The 18367-nt window shown below is 56.6% G+C and carries 17 protein-coding genes, 3 tRNA genes and 1 other RNA gene; 8 read left to right on the forward strand and 13 right to left on the reverse strand.

Annotated elements, in window-relative coordinates; all coding sequences use genetic code 11:
* Positions 1 to 203: 203 nt before the first annotated feature.
* The 6 genes from uvrA to IPN69_00395 all read right to left on the reverse strand — a co-directional run bounded on the left by uvrA (position 204) and on the right by IPN69_00395 (position 9016).
* Entirely contained in the window at positions 204 to 3029 is a 2826-nt protein-coding gene (uvrA, locus tag IPN69_00370) for an excinuclease ABC subunit UvrA (protein MBK8809177.1), read from the reverse strand.
* A gap of 746 nt (positions 3030 to 3775) precedes the next feature.
* Complete coding sequence (locus tag IPN69_00375; protein ID MBK8809178.1) at positions 3776 to 4459, reverse strand: DUF4197 domain-containing protein; 684 nt, start codon at positions 4457 to 4459, stop codon at positions 3776 to 3778.
* Positions 4404 to 5396: an alpha/beta fold hydrolase gene (locus IPN69_00380; GenBank protein MBK8809179.1), complete on the reverse strand. Its 993-nt coding sequence runs from the start codon at positions 5394 to 5396 to the stop codon at positions 4404 to 4406. Before IPN69_00380 ends, IPN69_00375 begins: the two co-directional genes overlap by 56 nt.
* 35 nt (positions 5397 to 5431) lie before the next feature.
* Entirely contained in the window at positions 5432 to 6178 is a 747-nt protein-coding gene (gene gpmA, locus IPN69_00385; GenBank protein MBK8809180.1) for a 2,3-diphosphoglycerate-dependent phosphoglycerate mutase, read from the reverse strand.
* Between the two features lie 137 nt (positions 6179 to 6315).
* Complete coding sequence (locus tag IPN69_00390; protein ID MBK8809181.1) at positions 6316 to 7596, reverse strand: bifunctional folylpolyglutamate synthase/dihydrofolate synthase; 1281 nt, start codon at positions 7594 to 7596, stop codon at positions 6316 to 6318.
* Between the two features lie 556 nt (positions 7597 to 8152).
* The gene (locus IPN69_00395) at positions 8153 to 9016 is read right to left on the reverse strand and encodes an acetyl-CoA carboxylase carboxyltransferase subunit beta (GenBank protein ID MBK8809182.1); all 864 of its coding nucleotides are present in this window, start codon (positions 9014 to 9016) and stop codon (positions 8153 to 8155) included.
* 159 nt (positions 9017 to 9175) lie between these two features.
* Between IPN69_00395 and IPN69_00400 the strand changes: the two genes are divergently transcribed.
* Positions 9176 to 11056, forward strand: coding sequence for a VCBS repeat-containing protein (locus IPN69_00400; GenBank protein MBK8809183.1), 1881 nt, complete (start codon positions 9176 to 9178; stop codon positions 11054 to 11056).
* Positions 11057 to 11117: 61 nt separating this feature from the next.
* Positions 11118 to 11273 (forward strand): hypothetical protein, encoded by a 156-nt coding sequence (locus IPN69_00405; protein MBK8809184.1) that lies wholly within the window; start codon positions 11118 to 11120, stop codon positions 11271 to 11273.
* A gap of 363 nt (positions 11274 to 11636) precedes the next feature.
* Here IPN69_00405 and IPN69_00410 read toward each other — a convergent pair whose 3' ends face one another.
* The 7 genes from IPN69_00410 to IPN69_00440 form a co-directional block, all read right to left on the reverse strand.
* On the reverse strand, positions 11637 to 12398 hold the full coding sequence (locus IPN69_00410) for an inositol monophosphatase (protein MBK8809185.1): 762 nt from the start codon (positions 12396 to 12398) through the stop codon (positions 11637 to 11639).
* Between the two features lie 86 nt (positions 12399 to 12484).
* The gene (locus IPN69_00415) at positions 12485 to 12940 is read right to left on the reverse strand and encodes a hypothetical protein (protein MBK8809186.1); all 456 of its coding nucleotides are present in this window, start codon (positions 12938 to 12940) and stop codon (positions 12485 to 12487) included.
* 57 nt (positions 12941 to 12997) lie between these two features.
* The gene (locus tag IPN69_00420) at positions 12998 to 13906 is read right to left on the reverse strand and encodes an esterase family protein (GenBank protein MBK8809187.1); all 909 of its coding nucleotides are present in this window, start codon (positions 13904 to 13906) and stop codon (positions 12998 to 13000) included.
* Between the two features lie 18 nt (positions 13907 to 13924).
* A complete protein-coding gene (locus IPN69_00425; GenBank protein ID MBK8809188.1) occupies positions 13925 to 14212 on the reverse strand; it encodes a zf-TFIIB domain-containing protein in 288 nt (95 codons plus the stop codon).
* 103 nt (positions 14213 to 14315) lie between these two features.
* Entirely contained in the window at positions 14316 to 15224 is a 909-nt protein-coding gene (locus tag IPN69_00430) for a DUF2270 domain-containing protein (GenBank protein MBK8809189.1), read from the reverse strand.
* 31 nt (positions 15225 to 15255) lie between these two features.
* On the reverse strand, positions 15256 to 15690 hold the full coding sequence (locus IPN69_00435; GenBank protein MBK8809190.1) for a DUF1801 domain-containing protein: 435 nt from the start codon (positions 15688 to 15690) through the stop codon (positions 15256 to 15258).
* A complete protein-coding gene (locus IPN69_00440) occupies positions 15687 to 16067 on the reverse strand; it encodes a VOC family protein (GenBank protein ID MBK8809191.1) in 381 nt (126 codons plus the stop codon). The genes IPN69_00435 and IPN69_00440 overlap by 4 nt, the downstream gene beginning before the upstream one ends.
* A gap of 132 nt (positions 16068 to 16199) precedes the next feature.
* Between IPN69_00440 and IPN69_00445 the strand changes: the two genes are divergently transcribed.
* From IPN69_00445 to IPN69_00470, 6 genes are all read left to right on the forward strand, one after another.
* A complete protein-coding gene (locus IPN69_00445) occupies positions 16200 to 16667 on the forward strand; it encodes a nucleoside deaminase (protein ID MBK8809192.1) in 468 nt (155 codons plus the stop codon).
* A gap of 62 nt (positions 16668 to 16729) precedes the next feature.
* Positions 16730 to 16819 (forward strand) — tRNA-Ser (locus IPN69_00450).
* Positions 16820 to 16953: 134 nt separating this feature from the next.
* A tRNA-Ser gene (locus tag IPN69_00455) sits at positions 16954 to 17043 on the forward strand.
* Positions 17044 to 17204: 161 nt separating this feature from the next.
* Positions 17205 to 17303: signal recognition particle sRNA small type (gene ffs / locus IPN69_00460), an RNA gene on the forward strand.
* A 95-nt stretch (positions 17304 to 17398) separates the two neighbouring features.
* Positions 17399 to 17470 (forward strand) — tRNA-Gly (locus IPN69_00465).
* Between the two features lie 16 nt (positions 17471 to 17486).
* Positions 17487 to 18341 carry a VOC family protein gene (locus IPN69_00470; protein ID MBK8809193.1) on the forward strand — a complete coding sequence of 285 codons (855 nt, stop codon included), beginning with the start codon at positions 17487 to 17489 and terminating at the stop codon, positions 18339 to 18341.
* Positions 18342 to 18367 lie beyond the last annotated feature (26 nt).

The following is an 18367-nucleotide window of genomic DNA, read 5'->3' on the forward strand; positions in this document are numbered from 1 at the left end:
TGTCTCCTTTGGATTTGGGATATGGAAACAAACGCCACGCGCCCGACAGGCTTGCATGGAAAACGTGCGCAACGCGGTTACATTCCTCAGACGTTAATGCGCTTTCGGCACTAAATCTTTCACTTGCCAACGTGGATTTTTGAAAGTATAGACGAGAATTCGCGATCTCCGAACCCGGATTCGTGCATTGCCGTCCCGAGCACTTATGTGAGTACGGTTTTCAGCGCCTGGCCGGTGTATGATTTCTTGACGCGCGCGACCTCTTCGGGCGTGCCTTGGGCAACGACGCGGCCGCCCTGTTCGCCGCCTTCGGGGCCGAGGTCGATGACGTAATCCGCGGACTTGATGACGTCGAGGTTATGTTCGATGACGATCACAGTGTTGCCCGTATCAACCAGTTTCTGCAAAACGTCGAGAAGCTTGTGAACGTCGGCGAAGTGGAGTCCGGTCGTCGGTTCGTCGAGGATGTAGATCGTTTTGCCGGTAGCGCGTTTCGAAAGTTCCTTCGAGAGTTTTACACGTTGCGCCTCGCCGCCCGAGATCGTCGTCGCCGACTGGCCGAGCTTGATGTATCCGAGGCCGACATCGAGCAGCGTCTGCAACTTCGTCTTGATCGTCGGAATGTTCTCAAGCAGCGGCAGCGCGTCCTCGATCGTCGTGTCGAGCAGTTCGGCGATCGAGTGTCCTTTGTATTTCACGGAGAGCGTCTCGCGGTTGTAGCGCTTGCCGCGGCAGACGTCGCAGGTCACGTAAACGTCCGGCAGGAAGTTCATCTCGATGCGCTTCATCCCGTCGCCCTCGCAACCCTCGCAGCGGCCGCCTTTGACGTTGAATGAAAACCGACCGGCCTTGTAGCCGCGCTCGCGTGACTCGGGGAGCATCGCGTACAGTTCGCGGATCGGCGTAAAAACCCCGGTGTATGTCGCCGGGTTTGAACGCGGCGTGCGTCCGATCGGCGACTGGTCGATCTCGATGATCTTGTCGACGAGTTCGAGTCCGTCGATCGAGTCGTGCTCGAGCGGCGTCTTCGCCGAATCATAGACGAACTTCGCCAACGCCGGATAGAGAATGTCTCCGACTAGCGTCGATTTCCCGCTGCCCGAAACGCCGGTGACGACCGTCAGAAGCCCGAGCGGAAACTTGACGTCGATGTTTTTGAGATTATGTGCCCGCGCGCCCTTGACCGTGATGTTATGGCCGTTCGCGAGCCTTCGCCATTCCGGAACCTCGATCTTGAGCTTCCCGTTCAAATACTGGCCGGTAATTGAATCGGGCGCGGCCGCAATCTCGTCGGGCGTGCCGACCGCGACGACTTCGCCTCCGTGAGTCCCGGCAAGCGGGCCGAGATCGACGACGTAATCGGCGTGCGCGATCGTCTCCTCGTCGTGTTCGACCACCAGAACCGTATTTCCAAGATCGCGAAGTTGATGAAGCGTTTCGAGCAGTTTCCGGTTGTCGCGCGGGTGGAGTCCGATCGACGGCTCGTCGAGAACGTACAGAACCCCGCGGAGCGACGAACCGATCTGCGTCGCGAGCCGGATCCGTTGGCCCTCGCCACCCGAGAGCGTTCCCGACCCGCGGTCGAGCGTCAGATAACCGAGTCCGACCGAGTTCAGAAAACGCAAACGATCCCTGATCTCGCGTAAGACCAGTCCGGCAATCTTCTCCTCACGCGGCGTCAGCTTGATCTCGCCGAATCTGACGAGCGCTTCGTCGATCGGCAGCGCCGTATAATCTCCGATCCCGAACCCGCCGATCTTGACCGCCAGACTCTCGGGCTGAAGCCGTTTGCCGCCACATTCGGGACACGAGCCCGGCGCGATGAACTCGGCGAGCGCGACCCTGATCTTTTCCGAGGTCGAATTATGCATCCGTTCGCGCAAAAACCTGACGGCGCCTTTCCACTCGGAAGGGTAAAAGCCTTCGCCCCATTTCATCGGGATCTTGCCGTTGACTCCGTTGAAGAACGAATCGCGAATGCCCGCCGAAAGTTCCGAAAAAGCCATCGTCAGCGCCAACGATTCGGAATTCTTTTTCTTGTTTGCTTTTCGAATGATGCCTTCAAGCGCCGTTCTCAAAACCGTCGACGCCATTTTGTCGACGCCGTCGAGAAACGGCAGTTTTTCGACCGCCAGACTCTCGTCCGGGATGAGCCGTTTGGCATCGATCTCGGCGACGATACCGAGTCCCGAGCAGCGTTTGCAGGCGCCGAACGAGGAATTGAACGAGAACGAGCGTGGTTCGAGCGTCGGTATGTTGACGCCGCAAGCGACGCACGCCATTTTTTCCGAATAGAGCTTCTCGTCTCCGTCGACGATCGAGATCAAGACCGCGCCGCCGGTCATTTTCAGTGCCGTTTTGACGGATTCCGTAAGTCGGTCCTTGACGCCGCCCTTTATCAGCAGGCGATCGACGACGACCTCGATCGTGTGGTTCTTCCGCTTATCGAGCACGATCTCTTCATCCAACGCGCGGAGATCGCCGTCGATGCGGGCGCGGATGAAGCCGTCTTTGTGGAGCTTTTCGAGTTCCTTTTTGAATTCGCCTTTGCGTCCGCGAACGATCGGCGCGAGGATCATCACTCGTTCGCCTTCGGGAAGGTCAAGGATATTGGCGACGATCTGTTCGAATGACTGGCGCGTGATCGCTTCGCCGCACTGATGGCAATGGGGTTGGCCGATCGAGGAAAACAGCAACCGAAGGTAGTCGTAGACCTCGGTCACGGTTCCGACGGTCGAGCGTGGCGAACGCGAAACCGTCTTTTGCTCGATCGAGATCGCCGGACTAAGGCCTTCGACGGAATCGACGTCGGGCTTCTCAAGCTGATCGAGAAACTGCCGCGCATAGGCTGAGAGTGATTCGACATAACGGCGCTGGCCTTCTGCATAGATCGTGTCGAACGCGAGCGACGATTTTCCGGAACCGGAGAGGCCCGTGATGACCGTAAACGAGTCGCGCGGAATATCCACGTCGATATTTTTCAGATTATGCTGCCGCGCGCCGCGGACGGTGATCTGCTTGATGCTCATTTACGGTTAAGAATTCCTGACCTGTCGGAAACGAGCATTTTATCAGTTTCGTCGCGGGTGTGTAAAACGGTGGGTTTCGGCCACGAATGACACGAACTTCACGAATTTTCCCTTGGGCGGCCACATTCGTATTAACCCCGCCCGCCGTCGGGCGGCAACAATCGTATTGACCCCGCCCGCCGTCGGGCGGCAACATTGATGTTGAAAAAAAGGAAATTCGTGAAATTCGCGCGATTCGTGGCGACAAGCTTGCTGATCAAAACGATGGATTTCGGCCATGAATGACACGAACTTCACGAATTTTCCCTTACGTTAACCCGCCCGCTTTCTGGCGGCCACTATTGGATTGACCCGCCCGCCGTCGGGCGGCAACATCGATGTTGAAAAAAAGGAAATTCGTGAAATTCGCGCGATTCGTGGCGACAAGCTTGCTGATCAAAACGATGGATTTCGGCCATGAATGACACGAACTTCACGAATTTTCCCTTACGTTAACCCGCCCGCTTTCTGGCGGCCACTATTGGATTGACCCGCCCGCCGTCAGGCGGCAACATTGATGTTGAAAAAAAGGACATTCGTGAAATTCGCGCGATTCGTGGCGACAAGCTGATCAAAACGATGGGTTTCGGCCACGAACGGCACGAACTTCACGAATTTTCCCTTACGTTAACCCGCCCACCGTCGGGCGGCCACATTGATGTTGAAAGAAGCAAATTTGTGAAATTCGCGCGATTCGTGGCACCAACCTACTTCAATATCCCGAAAACTTTTTTCAAAAGCGAGGTCGTCCGGCCCAACGGGTCTTTGCGGATCTTCTTTTCTTCCTCGGCGACCATAAAGAACAGGCCGTCGAGCGCTTTTTGAGTCACATAAGCATCAAGATCCGTAGCGTCCTTGCCGACGAGAAACTTCGCGATTGGCCCGCCCTTCGCGACCATATCCTTGTATTTTTGAGTGACGCCGACCTCTCCGGTGAATTTCTCGACGATCGGCCGAAACTTTTCGCGCAACGTCTCCTCGCTGGTACGGCGAAAAAACTGCGTCGCGGCGTCCTGTTCGCCGCTGAAGAGGATCTTTCGCGCGTCGTCGAACGTCATCTTTTTGATCGAATCGACGAAGACGTCGATCGCGACCGGGACCGCCTTTTCGGCGGCGTGGTTCATCGACGAAACAAACTCGTCGACCGCCTTTCCCTGGCCCGCGATGCGCAGCGCTTTTTCGAGCTTCTGCAACGACTTCGGCAATGGGATCTTGACGCGGACATCATCGAGAAAGCCGTTCTCGCGCCCGAGCGTGTCGACCGCAAACCGGACGCCTTTGGTCAGCGCTTCCTTTAGGCCCGAAGAGATCTCGCCCGTCGTGACGGTCGTTTTCTTAGTCTTTGTTTGTGCCTGGATCGAGACCGTCGCCAGGCTTGCGAGAATTGTCATCAAGACAATTGCAAGACGAATTGTTCTTATCATTTTTTTCTCCCGGGGCAGTTTCATTCAGTATCGGCTCGAAAAATTGCAGGACCCTATCTTGGTAGTCGCGAGCCCGGAACTTCCAGAGATCTTCGTGACCGGCTCCTTCGACGATCCACAGTTGCTTTGGTTCGTTCGCGGCCTCAAAGAGTTGCTTGCTTTCTTCCGCGGTCGTAAACGGATCGATCCCGCCGCCGATCACGAGAACCGGCGCGCTAACGGCCGAAATGCGATCGATCGGGCGCAGATCGTCGACGGAAACGCCGATCCGGGGCGAAAACTGAACCGACAGCAACGGCGTCAAACGGTCGGCGCCGCTGAAAAACCAATTGTTCAAACGGTTTTCGATCGCGGCACGCATCGTCGGGTAAACAAGTTCGAGCGTAACCGCATCGACCGGCGGCATCTCGTTTGAGAGCAAAAACGCGGCGCCGCCCATCGAAATTCCGATGACACCGATCTTTGCGTCGGGCCGGCGGGTGCGAGCGAAGCGGACGGCGGCTTCGGCGTCGAGCCGTTCGCGATACCCGAACGTCAGTTGGTCGCCCGGGCTCTCGCCGCTCCCCTGAAAGTCAAAGGCGAGAACGAAAAACCCTTTGGCACGAAGGAAGCGCATTCGATCGACCAATGCCAGGCGATTCGAACGGAGTCCGTGCATCAGGACGATCGTGCCTTTTCCGGACTGCCCGCGCAAATACCAGCCCTTGAGTTTCGACCCCGATTCGCTCGGGATCTCGACGGATTCGCACGCCAGATCGATCGGGCAATTACCGACGGCGGCCGGCGCCGGCGCGCTCAGTCTGCTCCCGAAAAACCACACGCCGCCAAGGCTCAGCAAGATCAGAAGACCCGGGACGATCAACGCAAATTTCTTCAGTCTTTTGGCGCGCGATTCATCCTTCATCGTTCATTCTTCGATCAAAAGCCACTCTCGGAAGCTCATTTTGCTTTCCCTTGATTCGCGACGGCGTCCTGCGCGGCTTTGATCGCATCGGCGTCGCCAAGATAGTAGCTCCTGATCGGTTTCAGATCGGCGTCGAGTTCATAAACGAGCGGAACGCCCGTCGGGATATTGAGTTTGACGATCTCGTCGTCGGCGATCCCGTCAAGATACTTGACCAAGGCCCGGAGCGAATTGCCGTGAGCGGCGATGATCACTCGTTTGCCGGCCTTTACCTGCGGCGCGATCTCGCCTTCCCAAAACGGAAGAAACCGCGCAACGGTGTCCTTCAAACATTCGGTCAACGGAATCTCGGCGTCCGAAAGATCGGCATAGCGCCGATCGCGGCGGGGATTGCGCTCGTCGTCGGCACTCATCGGCGGCGGCGGAATGTCGTAACTGCGGCGCCAGATCAGAACCTGCTCGTCGCCGAACTTCTGCGCCGTCTCTGCCTTGTTCAAGCCCTGAAGATCTCCATAATGACGCTCGTTGAGGCGCCAGTTCTTGATCACCGGCAACCACGCACAGTCCATCTCATCGAGGACGATATTGAGCGTTCGGATCGCCCGCTTGAGCACCGACGTGTAGGCGATGTCAAACTCGAAACCTTGATCCGTCAACAACTTGCCGCCGGACTTGGCTTCTTCGAGTCCCTTCTCGCTAAGGTCGACGTCCTTCCATCCGGTGAAACGGTTTTCCTTGTTCCAGACACTCTCGCCGTGTCGTATCAACACTAGTTTATGCATAAATGATATTTCTGATCCGATCGACTGGAGCGCAAGCGTCCCCGCTTGCAATGAGCGCGAAGCGCGAACGGCGCCGAGGACAAGTCGCCTCTACCAGCGCGAAACCAACGCTCCAGTCCCAAACTTCCTGAATTTTATCAGACCGTGCCCTTACTTTCGAGTTCGGCGAGCGCTTCGCCGACGAGGTAGAGCGAGCCGGTGACAACGATCGTCTGATCTGCCCCCGCGATCCGCTGCGCCAGTGTGACCGCTTCGGCAACGGTCGATGTCAGATACACTTCTTCGCAAAAGTCGCGGCCGAGCTTCCCGATCTCCGCCGCGTCCATCGAACGCGGGTTGTCGGGCCGCGTCAGGATCAGTTTCCCGGCTTTCGGGAAAAGGGTCGCGGCAATGTTTCCGAGTTCCTTGTCGCGCATCGCGCCGAAGATCATCACGACGGGTTCAGAAATGTTCTCATCCAGAAAAACGTGCACAGCGGCGGCGCCGTTTTCGTTGTGGGCGCCGTCGAAAAGGAATCGGCCGCGGCGTTCCAGTCTCCCGCGATGTCGAGCCGATCCGAGACCGCGGGCGATGTTTTCGGCGCTGATATTGAATCGTTCGCGAAGCTCTTCCGCGAGTCGCACGGCGACCGCCGCATTCTCGATCTGGTGCTCACCCGGAAGGCCGATGCGAACGTTCGGATAACGGCCCGACTCTGTCTGAAAGCCGGTAAGTTCACCGTTCCGCTCGACTCGGACCTCCGACCCGAGTATCGGCACGACCCCGCATTCGCGGCAGCGCGCTTCGATCACGCGCATCGCTTCCGCCGGCTGTTCGCCGACAACGACCGTCGCGTCGGAGCGTATGATCGCCGCCTTTTCGGACGCAATATCGGCGACCGAATTACCGAGGATTCGCTGGTGATCGAGATCGATGCGCGTGATCGCGACGATCTCGGCGCGAGCGGCCGTCGTCGCGTCAAATCGTCCGCCGAGGCCGGTCTCGAGGATCGCGAGTTCGACCTCAGCGTCCGCGAACGCGAGCAGCGCGATCGCCGTCACTTGCTCGAAGTAGGTCGGAACGGTTTCGAGCGATCCGCCTTTGACCAGTTTCTCGCTCGCTTTGCGGATTTTCGTCGCGTATTTCGCGAAATGCTCTTCCGAAATGTCCTGCCCGTCGATCCGGATTCTTTCCGTGACGGAAACGAGATGAGGCGAGGTCGTCGTCCCGACCCGAATTCCCGCATCGAGACAGATTGCTTCAAGAAACGCGCACGTCGACCCCTTGCCGTTCGTTCCGGCGACCTGCACTTTGAAAAACCGGGACTGCGGATCTCCGAACTCAGTCAGGAGCTTGCCGATGTTCTCGAGCCCGAGCTTCATCGCAAGAACCTCGTTCCCGAGGCCGTAAAGATATTTGACCGATTGATCGAAGTTCATCGAGATTGAGTGTAACAGTACCGCTCGCCACGTGAGAAATGGTGTTAACGACCGGATTCGGCAATAACGGAGTCAATAAAATTCCCGCGCGGTCTCGATTCTTTCGTCGGAGGAATCCGCGATTTCATTCAGGAAACTCGCTTCCAATCCCATTGAATCAACCGCTCCACGCGTTCCATTTCCGGCATACCCGTAGAAATTCATCCTCGGAAATGAATTCTCCGAGGTTGGGACAAAAACAGCGCTCGGTCAGCGCGTTCGTCGAACTTAGATGATCGGCGATGAATTACTCCACTTCCGAATGGCACTCCGGCGCGAGTCGGTCCGAATGCCGTTCGGTTCGTAGCGTGCGGCAAGGCGAAAGAAACGAGCGCGGCCCTTGTTGAACAACGCGACATCATGATGCTGCAAGGGTCGAACCGACGATTGAATCAGCCGTTGCTGACGCGACGAAATCCCGACAACCCAATCCCGTGGGTTGAAACCCACGGCTAAGATCGGGATCGCTATGCGATTCGGATTGATTCGAACCCAGTACCGATTTGCAGGTGTGGTATCAGTGCAGTTCCGGGTTCATCATAAAATCGAGCAGTCGAATCACGGCGTCGCGCATTTCGCGGCGGTCAACGACGATGTCGACCATCCCGTGTTCGAGAAGGAATTCCGAGCGCTGAAAGCCTTTCGGGAGTTTCTGGCGGATCGTCTGCTCGATGACGCGCGGGCCGGCGAAACCGATCAGCGCCTTTGGTTCGGCAACGATGACGTCGCCGAGCATCGCGAAACTCGCGGTCACGCCTCCGGTCGTCGGATCGGTGAGAATCGAAATGAATGGCAGGCGCGCTTCGTGGAGTTGCGCGAGCGCGGCCGAGATCTTCGCCATCTGCATCAGCGACAGCGTTCCTTCCTGCATACGCGCGCCGCCCGAAGCGGAAAATATGACAACCGCGCCGTTCGTCTCGAGCGCGCGCTCGATGAGGCGCGTGATCTTTTCACCGACGGCCGAGCCCATCGAACCGCCGATGAACGACATATCCATCGCGCCGACGTAGGCCAGATGTCCGCCGACCATTCCCTTTCCGGAAACGATCGCTTCCGGCAGGCCCGAAGATTTTTTCGCGGCGACGATGCGGTCCTTGTAAGGTTTCGAATCGACGAAATCAAGCGGATCGCCCGATGTTACCTCTTCATCGAGCTTCTCGTAGCGGCCGTCGTCGAACAGAGTGTCGAGTCGCTCGCGCGCGCCCATTCGAAAGTGATAATCGCAATGCGTGCAGACGTGAAAGGACTCGACGAGTTCCCGTTTGTAGAGGGGACTCTCGCACTCCGGGCATTTGACGAAGATCCCCTCGGTGCGAACGGTGCGTTCCTCGTCGTGCGGCGTATCCGCGATCTTCGGTTTGTTTCGGCGAAACCAAGACATAATTGATTTGCGAATTCGGATTTCAGATTTGCGATTGAATTCGTCTGTTAGAGTAGCATAGACGGCACGGGTGAAACACCTCGCAGGTGACAAGATCGATTGTTTTCGGAGTTTTTCTGTGTTAGATTTCATCGAATTCCGAGGTCGTCAATTATGTTTTTGAAAGCGCTTTTTTTCTCAACTGTTTTATTTTGTTCGCTTTCCGTCGAGGCGGCGGTTAGGACGTGGGACGGCGGCGGCACCGACGGCAATTGGACGACGGCCGCGAACTGGTCAACGGACGTTGCGCCGGTGGCCGGCGACGATCTGGTGTTCCCGGCGACGGCGGCGCAGTTCGCCACGAACAACAATTTTTTCGCGCTCACTACATTTGGCTCGCTGACGTTTGAAGGGGGAGCATACACGGTCAGCGGCAACCCCTTTCGGCTGACCGGCGGGATGAATGTAACCGGCGGTTCGCCGACGATCAACGCAGCGCTTTTCCTCAACAACGCGCAAACGTTGAGTGGCGCGGCGGGAGCCGTGTCGACGATCGCCATACTCTCGCTCAACGTCGCAGGGGTCACGATCGATGGCGCCGGAACGTATGCGGTCGGAATCATTTCAGGCCCCGGCTCGGTAACCAAGAACGGTCCCGGCGCCGCGGGCATTCTTGCATCTGCAAGTTTCACGGGCGCGATCAATCTCAATGAAGGAGTTTTTATCTTCGACGCTTCGGCCGGCAACAGCACTGTGACCGTCAATTCCCCCGCAACCGGCGGCGGAATACTCGGCTTCAGCGGTTTCGGCGGAACCGGCACGGTCGGAACCGTGAACTTGGTGCAGGGCACGATCAGCGCCGGAACGCTGACGTCGCCGACCGGAATTCTAAATACCGGAACGCTCAATTTCACGGCCGACGGAAACTACGCCTGCAAGATCGGCGGCCCTCTGCCCGGCGCGAACGGCCACGACCAATTGAACGTCGTCGGCGCCGTCAATCTCAACGGCGCGAGACTCGCCCCGATCCCTTGGGGCACATATCGTCCGGCGATAGGCGACGCGTTCACGATCATCAGGAACGACGGCGCGGATCCGGTTTCGGGGACGTTTTTGAATGCACCGGAGGGCGCAGTCTTTGGCGGAGCGCTCAACACGGCGTTTCGGATCACCTATGTCGGAGGCGACGGCAACGACGTCGTCATTACGCGCGTCAACCGCGCGCCGTTCGATTTTGACGGCGACGGACGATCCGAGGTAGCGTCGTTCCGCCCGTCAAACGGCACCTGGAACGCGACTTTGACCGGTAACGGCGCGACGTTTCTGACGCAGTTCGGCGCCCCGGGCGACAATCTGACACCGGCCGATTTCGACGGCGACAACCGAACCGACGTCGCGATCTTCCGCAACGGCGTGTGGTGGATTCTCAACAGCTCTAACAATTCGGTTTCGGCGACACAGTTCGGGCTCACGGGCGATGTTCCGATCCCGAACGACTTTGACGGCGACGGCCGCGCGGATCTCGCCGTTTTCCGGCCAACCGACGGCGTCTGGTATCAACTGAGGAGTTTGGGAAACCAGTTTTTCGCGCAACAGTTCGGCATCAACGGCGACAAGCCATTGATGGGAGATTTCGACGGAGACGGCATCGGCGACATCGCCGTTTATCGCCCGGCCGACGGCGTCTGGCACCAATGGCTGAGTTCGACGAATTCCTATACCGCGTTCCCGTTCGGCATCGCGACCGACCGCCCGTGCGCCGCCGATTACGACGGCGACGGCAAGACGGACGCCTGCGTGTTTCGCGGCACGACCGATGGCAGCCAGCCCGATTTCTACATCATCAACAGCTCAGACCAGTCGGCAAGCTACGTTTCGTGGGGAATTCCGGACGATCTGCCGATGCTCGGCGATTACGACGGCGACGGCAAAGTCGACATCGGCATTTTCCGCGCCGCGTCGCAGCAATGGTACTGGATCAGAAGTTCGAATGCGACGGTCGGATTCTCATCGTTCGGGCAACCGGGTGATCTGTCGGTGCCGTCGGCGTATGTACCGTAGGCGATTTGGGATTTGGGATTTGGGATTTGCGATTTGCGATTTGGGATTTGGGATTTGGGATTTGCGATTTGCGATTTGGGATTTGCGATTTGCGATTTCAGAGATTCCAGATTCCAGAGATTCCAGATCCGAAATCAAGATTCGAGAATTCCAGGGTTCCAGACTGGGAATCCCGAATCGCGCTGCAATCGCGTCGAGTCGGTACCATCTGCGGTAGCGGATGGTTGGTTGCGGCACTCCCGGACCGAAGTATTGATACCAACCGATCTTCAACCATCCGCTACCGCAGATGGTACTGACCCGTTCCGACCCCGAATACAAAGAACCCGGGGGAAAAGCTCCGGAATCTGGAATATCTGGAATCTGGAATACCTGGAATATCTGGAATCTGGAATCTCTGGAATCTGGAATCTCTGGAATCTCTGGAATCTGGAATCTCTGGAATCTGGAAATCTGGAATCTCTGGAATCTGGAATCTCTGGAATCTCTGGAATCTCTGGAATCTGGAATATCTGGAATCTCTGGAATCTGGAATCTCTGGAATCTGGAATCGCTGGAATCTTGAGCCTTGAATCTCGATTTACTTCAAAACATCGAGCATTTGCGAATGAATCAGTCCGTTCGAAACGCAGATCGGCGGCGCGTAGATGCTGAATCTCGAGCCGTCGTAGTATGAAACTTGCCCGCCGGCTTCTTCGATAAGCAAGACTCCGGCGGCGACGTCCCACGGGCTCAGGCCTTCTTCCCAAAATCCGTCGAATCGCCCGCAGGCGACATAAGCCATATCGATCGCCGCTGATCCGTCGCGCCGGACTCCGCGCGACGTCAGCAAAAACTCGGTCAGGTGCCGCGCGAACTTTTCGCGATGCTTGATATCGTATGGAAATCCGGTAACGATCAGCGCGTCGCCGAGATTCTCCGTCGCCGACGCGCGGATCGGTTTGTTGTTGAGCGACGCGCCTCTGCCGCGCTCGGCGGCGAAAAGTTCGTTTCGCGTCGGGTCGAAGGTGACGCCGACGACGATCTCACCGTTATGCTCGAGCGCGAGCGTCACACACCAGCAAGGATACCCGTGGGCGAAATTCGTCGTCCCGTCGAGCGGATCGATGATCCACTTCCAGGCGCTTTGGCCGTCAAGTACCGCGGCGCCCGATTCTTCGGCAAGGATCGCGTGTTTCGGATAATAGGACTTGATTCGTTCGATGATCAGCCGTTCCGACGCGAGATCGGCTTCGGTGACGAGGTTGATGTCGCCCTTTTTCGTGATGTTCAACTTTCCGCCGAATTTCTCCAGCAGGAGTTGTCCCGCTTCACGCGCGGTTTCGATGGCGAAATTAAGCATACTGTCAGAAGCGGGAGCGGCCGCGTCCAGATCATATCGCTGCGGAAGGCCGATGTCAGCGCCGCGACATCGGCCTTTCACGAGCTTTATCTGAAAAACAGATCGACGTAATCGGCAACCTCATCGCACGGGTTGTCGATGTCCTGCAAACGCCAGTACTTGCGTTTGCCGGTGATCCTGAACGTCATTTCACCGTCACGCGTGCAGGGCTCGCCGTTGTTGATCGTGCTGACCTGCGTGACGACCGTTCCGTCGAACACAAAGCTCTTGGCGTTGACCTCTTTGATAACGCCGTTGATGCGGACGAAATCATTATTGCCGCGGCCTTTTTGCTCGCCTTTCAAATACAACACCCCGCCCTTGTTGGTGACCGTCGCGGTGCCGAAATAGTCCCAGCTGATCCACTGCAGCGACAACTTGTGTTTGCCCAGCAGCATCGTCTTCGCCTTCGCGTCGTTGACGACCGTCTTCCCCTGGCCGAACGCCGAAACACCGAGACCGGCGAACAGCATAATCCCCAAAATAACTAATCGCTTCAACATAATTACCACCTTCAATCGGATTTGAACGAAGCTGAATCGTTCAAATCAATGACCGGATTAGCCCGGCTTTTTTGCCGTCGGAATTTCGGCCTTCGGCAGCATTCGGTCTGCGAGCCGCAAGAACTCCTGCACCTGCAGGTTCCAATAAACCCAGTCGTGCTTGCCCGGCAACTCGCGAAACTCGTGCGGGATCTTCTTTTCGCGCAGGATCTTCGCAAAATCGTGGCTGTTTTCGATGAGGAAATCCTCGGTTCCGCAATCTAGGTAAATGAACGGCAGTTCCTTGGTCTTGTCAGCCGGCCATTCGCGCGCGAGCCGATAAATATCGTTCGCTTTGCGGTTCTCGCTCTCCGCGGCGCCGAAGACGCTCATTATTGACTTCGCGAGCCATTCGCCGATGACCTTGTCCGTCCAGTCCGTCGCCCGCAGAGCGCCGCTGAACGATCCGACCGCCGCGAACTTTTGCGGATACTTCAGCCCGAATTTGAGCGACCCGTAACCGCCCATCGAAAGCCCGGCAATGAACCGATTCTCGCGCGTCGCCAACGTCCGGAACTTCGAATCGATCTCCGGCACGAGTTCCTGCACGATGTAGCTTTCGTATTTGTCGTTTGCGACGCCGGCGCTGTCGGAATACCAACCGTCGCCGCCCTCCGGCGTGACGATGATGAAGTTGTGCTTTTCGGCAAATTCCGCGAGCTTCGTCTTGTCTGTCCAGTTGTCGTAACGTCCCGTCAGTCCGTGAAGCAGATAAACGACCGGGAATCTCGTCCCCGCGGCGATGCCGTAGTTCTTCGGCGTGATGACGCGATAAGGCACGTCGCGCGCCATCAATTTGCTCGCGAGTTTGAATTCGGCGACTTTGGCGCCGGAACCGGTCGAAAGCTTCGCCGTTTGCGCCCCGACCTGAACCGTCAAAACAAGCGCCGCGATCAGCAAAATCAACGGGCGTAATGCATTTCTCATCAAAAAGCTCCTTCTTGCTTACTTGAAAAGACGGCTGAGCCAGCCGCTGCTCTCATTCTTCTCGACGACATGCGCGAATTCGTCGGCGTCGAACCAAACGCCCGAGCACTTGTTGCAGACGTCGATCTTGATATGCTCGTGATCCGTTTCGACGAGCGTCCCGTCACAGCGCGGACACGTCATCTCGGTCTGAACCGATTCGTCGGCCGCGAGGTTCGCTTTCATCTTGGCGATGAGTTCCTGCTCCTTCCGATGGAAATACTCGTTCTCGAGCGACTTCCCGCGATTTTCAAGTTCATTGGCCATAGTCGTTTATCAGCTCCTAAAGGTTTTAGAGAATTATAGTTAACAAGTCCGAAAAGTGGAAAAGCGGGAAAGTGGAAAAGCGGAGAAGACGGAACTCCGAACTTCAGCTTTCGGACTTGTGGATCGACCGAACGCGTTGGCGGGCGCGTTTGGCACGGCGGATCGTGTTTCGCTTTTTGAGATTCGTCTCCGCCCAATCCGAGACCTCCTTCAGCGGGTGCCATTCAAAATCTTCGAGCGGAAGAACCTCGCTCGACGCGTCGCGAAGTTTCAGCGTGCTGAAAGCGATAAAGAGGATGATCAGGTTAAAAAGGCAACCGGCCGTGATCACCAGCCAACCCGGAGCGAGTCCGACCTGAGCACGGTTGACGAAGGTCTCAAGATCGACCGCTGCAACCGGATGGATGTACACTTTGAGCGTCCAGCTCAGAGCCAGCAGGATGAAGATCCAAAGATAGTTGCTCCGCAAACGGCGTCCGACCGCTTCCCACTCGCTGATCGTAAAATGCGGCGACAAGAGGTCCGCAGCGATATGCTCCGCCCATTCCTTGTCCGGCGGGATCGTCCGGTGCGAAAGCATCGGCGCGAAATAGCCCGTCTCGAGCACGCGAACACGGTTCGCCCAAACTTCGTAATGGCGATAACGCCGCGCTTCCATAAAAAGAAAAATGGAGACGAGGATCGTGTTGATCGGGATCGCGAAATGCGGATTGTTCGCCGAACTGAAAACGAACGAAAGCGTCGCGCCGGCGGTGATGACCGCCCAATTGGTGGTCGCGTCGAGGCGGTTGCGCCAAACGTTCGACCGCTGGACCTCGCCGCGATAGAAATGCACCATCGCCGTATTGAATTCAGACGTCGATAGTTTTTGCGGGATCGTCAGCGGCGATGATTTCGGTTTCTGGCTGCGGACGCGCACTTCCTCCGCAAGCGACTTGAACGAAGGCGGAACCCGACTGACGTGAATGTCTTCGTCGGACTGCTTGTCGTCGAACCGGAAATCGTCTTTCATATCTCTTGGCTGATTCCTCCCTCGGCGTTCCCTAAAACTTCTTGATCTTCGAAATCGTCTTTCCGTTGGTGTTTGACGGTTTGTCCATATCATTGACCGCGAAGTCAATCGCGCACCTGATCAGATGTTCGACCTGCGGATTTCGATAATCCTTCTTTTCCGACACCGGAATATGGCGGATCAGATTCCCCGTACCCGACAACAACTTCCCTGGATCGTGAATCAGCGTTCCTTTGTTGAACCCGAGGTTTACGTGATTCGTGTAAATCGGGAGCATACAAAACGCGTCGCCGAGCTTTTCGGAGATCGAAAACACCGATGTCAATGCGTGCGTATGGTAGAGCAATTCGTTGCTCTCCGGGGAGATTTCGAGAACAAACTCGCGAAGATCGATGAACAGATCGACCAGCGGCTTTTCCTTTAGCGTCAACAGCCTCAAGAAGTCGGGATGCACCGGACGAATCATCGGGCACCGCCATCGGCCTGCATCGCGCATAGGAGATTGCCCTCCGTATCGAGAAACTTCGTGATCCATCCGACATAAGGAATCGCCGTTTTGGGCATCAGTATTCTGCCGCCGTTCTTCTCTACGCGCTCAATGACGGCATCGACGCTTTCAACATCGAAGGTGCATTCGAGGCCGATGACTTTGTCCTTGACCGGTGAGTATTTGCGCGACTGAAGCGCGCCGATCAATTCGCCTTTCTCGGACTTGTCGGCCTTGATCTGAAGAAAGTCGGCAGGCCCGTAAGACGCGAATCCCCATTCGAAAACTCCCTCGTAAAACCCTTTCGCCCGTTCCATATCGTCGATGTGAATCGCAAAATGCTTTAGTTTGTTCATATTCCCCGTTTCGGCTTGATCTGCTAACAGCTCAAGTTTAACTAGTATCTTAATCACAACGCAACGCACGGCGAATGTCGGATCTAACTTGACAGGCACGGGTCCAAAACCTATATTTCGTTTTTCTTTGCGATGAACGACGCTGATGAAATCCTGATGCGCGTGGCGATCGACGCCGCGCGTGCGGCCGGCGAACTGGACGAAGTTCCGATCGGCGCGTGCCTGATCGACGCCGACGGCAATCTCGTCGCGACGGCGGGCAACCGCACGATCACCGACACCGATCCGACGGCGCACGCGGAAATCCTCGTCCTGCGCGAAGCGGCGCGCAGGATCGGCAATTACCGGCTTGTCGGGTCAACTATGTATTCGACGATCGAGCCCTGTGCGATGTGCGCCGGCGCGCTCGTCAACGCACGCGTGAAGCGCCTCGTCTACGGCGCCGCTGACGAGCGTTTCGGCGCCGTCGAAACGGTCTTCGAGGTCTGTACGAACGAGCGTTTGAATCATCGGCTCGAGGTCGAATCGGACGTTCTTGCCGACGAATGCCGTTCATTGATGCAGGATTTCTTTCGCAAGAAACGCCTGAGAGCAACATAACTTGATTTCCGACTTGAATTTTTTTCGGTCGGACTATTAGAATGAATGTTCGTCCGCCGCGCGGAGAGGTGCGAGAGTGGTTGAATCGGACGGTCTCGAAAATCGTTGTGCCCTAACGGGCACCGTGGGTTCGAATCCCACCCTCTCCGCCATTTCGATTTTGGATTTGGGATTTTGGATTTTGGATTGATTCGATTTGGGATTCTGGATTGATTCGATTTGGGATTGCGGATTTTGGTCCGCAATTCTTGTTTTTGCAGGGACGAAGACTTTTTTTTCAACCAACGGAAAGGTGCAAGAGTGGTTGAATTGGCAGCATTGGAAATGCTGTGAGCCTTAACGGGTTCCGTGGGTTCGAATCCCACCCTTTCCGCCATTTTGATTTGGGAATTGTGATTTGGGATTTCGGATTGAAGCAAAGTCCAACCCAAAGTTTGCAATCTAAAATCGAGCATTTCGATTTGGGAATTGTGATTTGGGATCGCGGGCTCCGGTTTAATTCCGAAATCGCCAATCACAATTCCCAAATCCATATGGCTTCAGGCTCCGCACAAGGTTTGAGTTGTGAACCCCGCCAGATCCGGAAGGAAGCAACGGTAGCGATTTCAGCCTGTGTTGCGGCTCGGTCTGAAGCCTCCATATTTCGATTTGGGATTTCGGATTTGTGAATTCGGTCTTTTGGTAGTCAAATCCAGCCCGAAATCAGAAATCCGAAATCCCAAATCTGCTTTGCGGGCGTAACTCAATGGTAGAGTGTCAGCTTCCCAAGCTGAAAGTTGCGAGTTCGATCCTCGTCGCCCGCTTTCCAGCTTTCCCCGTATGTTCAGTGTCTCGGCCGTTAAGTCCGTCGTTCAGGTGGTGCGGAACCTCGAAGAATCGCGCGTGATCTACGAATCCGTGCTCGGCCTCGTTCGCGTTCGAACGGCATCGTCCGGCGAATCGCGAACCGAGACCTACGCCCTTCCGGGCGACGATTTCGGGATGATCCGCCTGGTCGAGAATCCGAACGCCTCTGCTCCCGTCCGCGACGTCTCGCGCCCGTTCGATTTCGGAATAATGACACTCAATTTCCGAACCAGCGACATCGACGCCGCTCTCGCACGTCTTCAAGCCGTCGGTTGCCGTCCGATCTCCGGGATCCTCGACTACAACGTCGGAAAGCCGATGCGCGAGGCAATGCTCGCGACGCCGACCGGCGAACGCCTGACGATAATCGAAGTCGGCGGACGCGTCGAAGACGTTCCGGTGTTTTCAGAAGCCATTGCGACCGTCGGACTCGTCGTGCCATCGATGGGCGAGTCGCTGAGATTTTACGAGCGCGGACTCGGCCTGACCAAGGCGATCGCTTTTCAATCGTCCGGTGCGCCGTTCGATTCCCTGCTCGGGGTCGGGCGTTTGGACAAACTCGATTTTGCGACGCTGAATTCGGGAAAGAACTGGACCGGAAAGGTCGAACTTCTCGAACTTGAGACCGACGCGAAACCGATTCAGACCGTGGCAAGCGCCGATCGAACCGGCTATCTGATGGCGGCATTCGAAACCGACGATCTCGATGCGGCGGTGAGCGCCGGAATTGAAAACGGCGGAAAGGTTATCGATAGGAGCGAAGCGGCGGCGGTCATCCGGGCTCCCGGCGGAGAGTTGGTCGAGATCACGCCGGCACTTCGGCAGTGATTGGACTCCGGAATAGCCTTCCAATC

This window comes from Acidobacteriota bacterium, assembly GCA_016715115.1.
In the GTDB taxonomy this organism is placed as follows: domain Bacteria; phylum Acidobacteriota; class Blastocatellia; order Pyrinomonadales; family Pyrinomonadaceae; genus JAFDVJ01.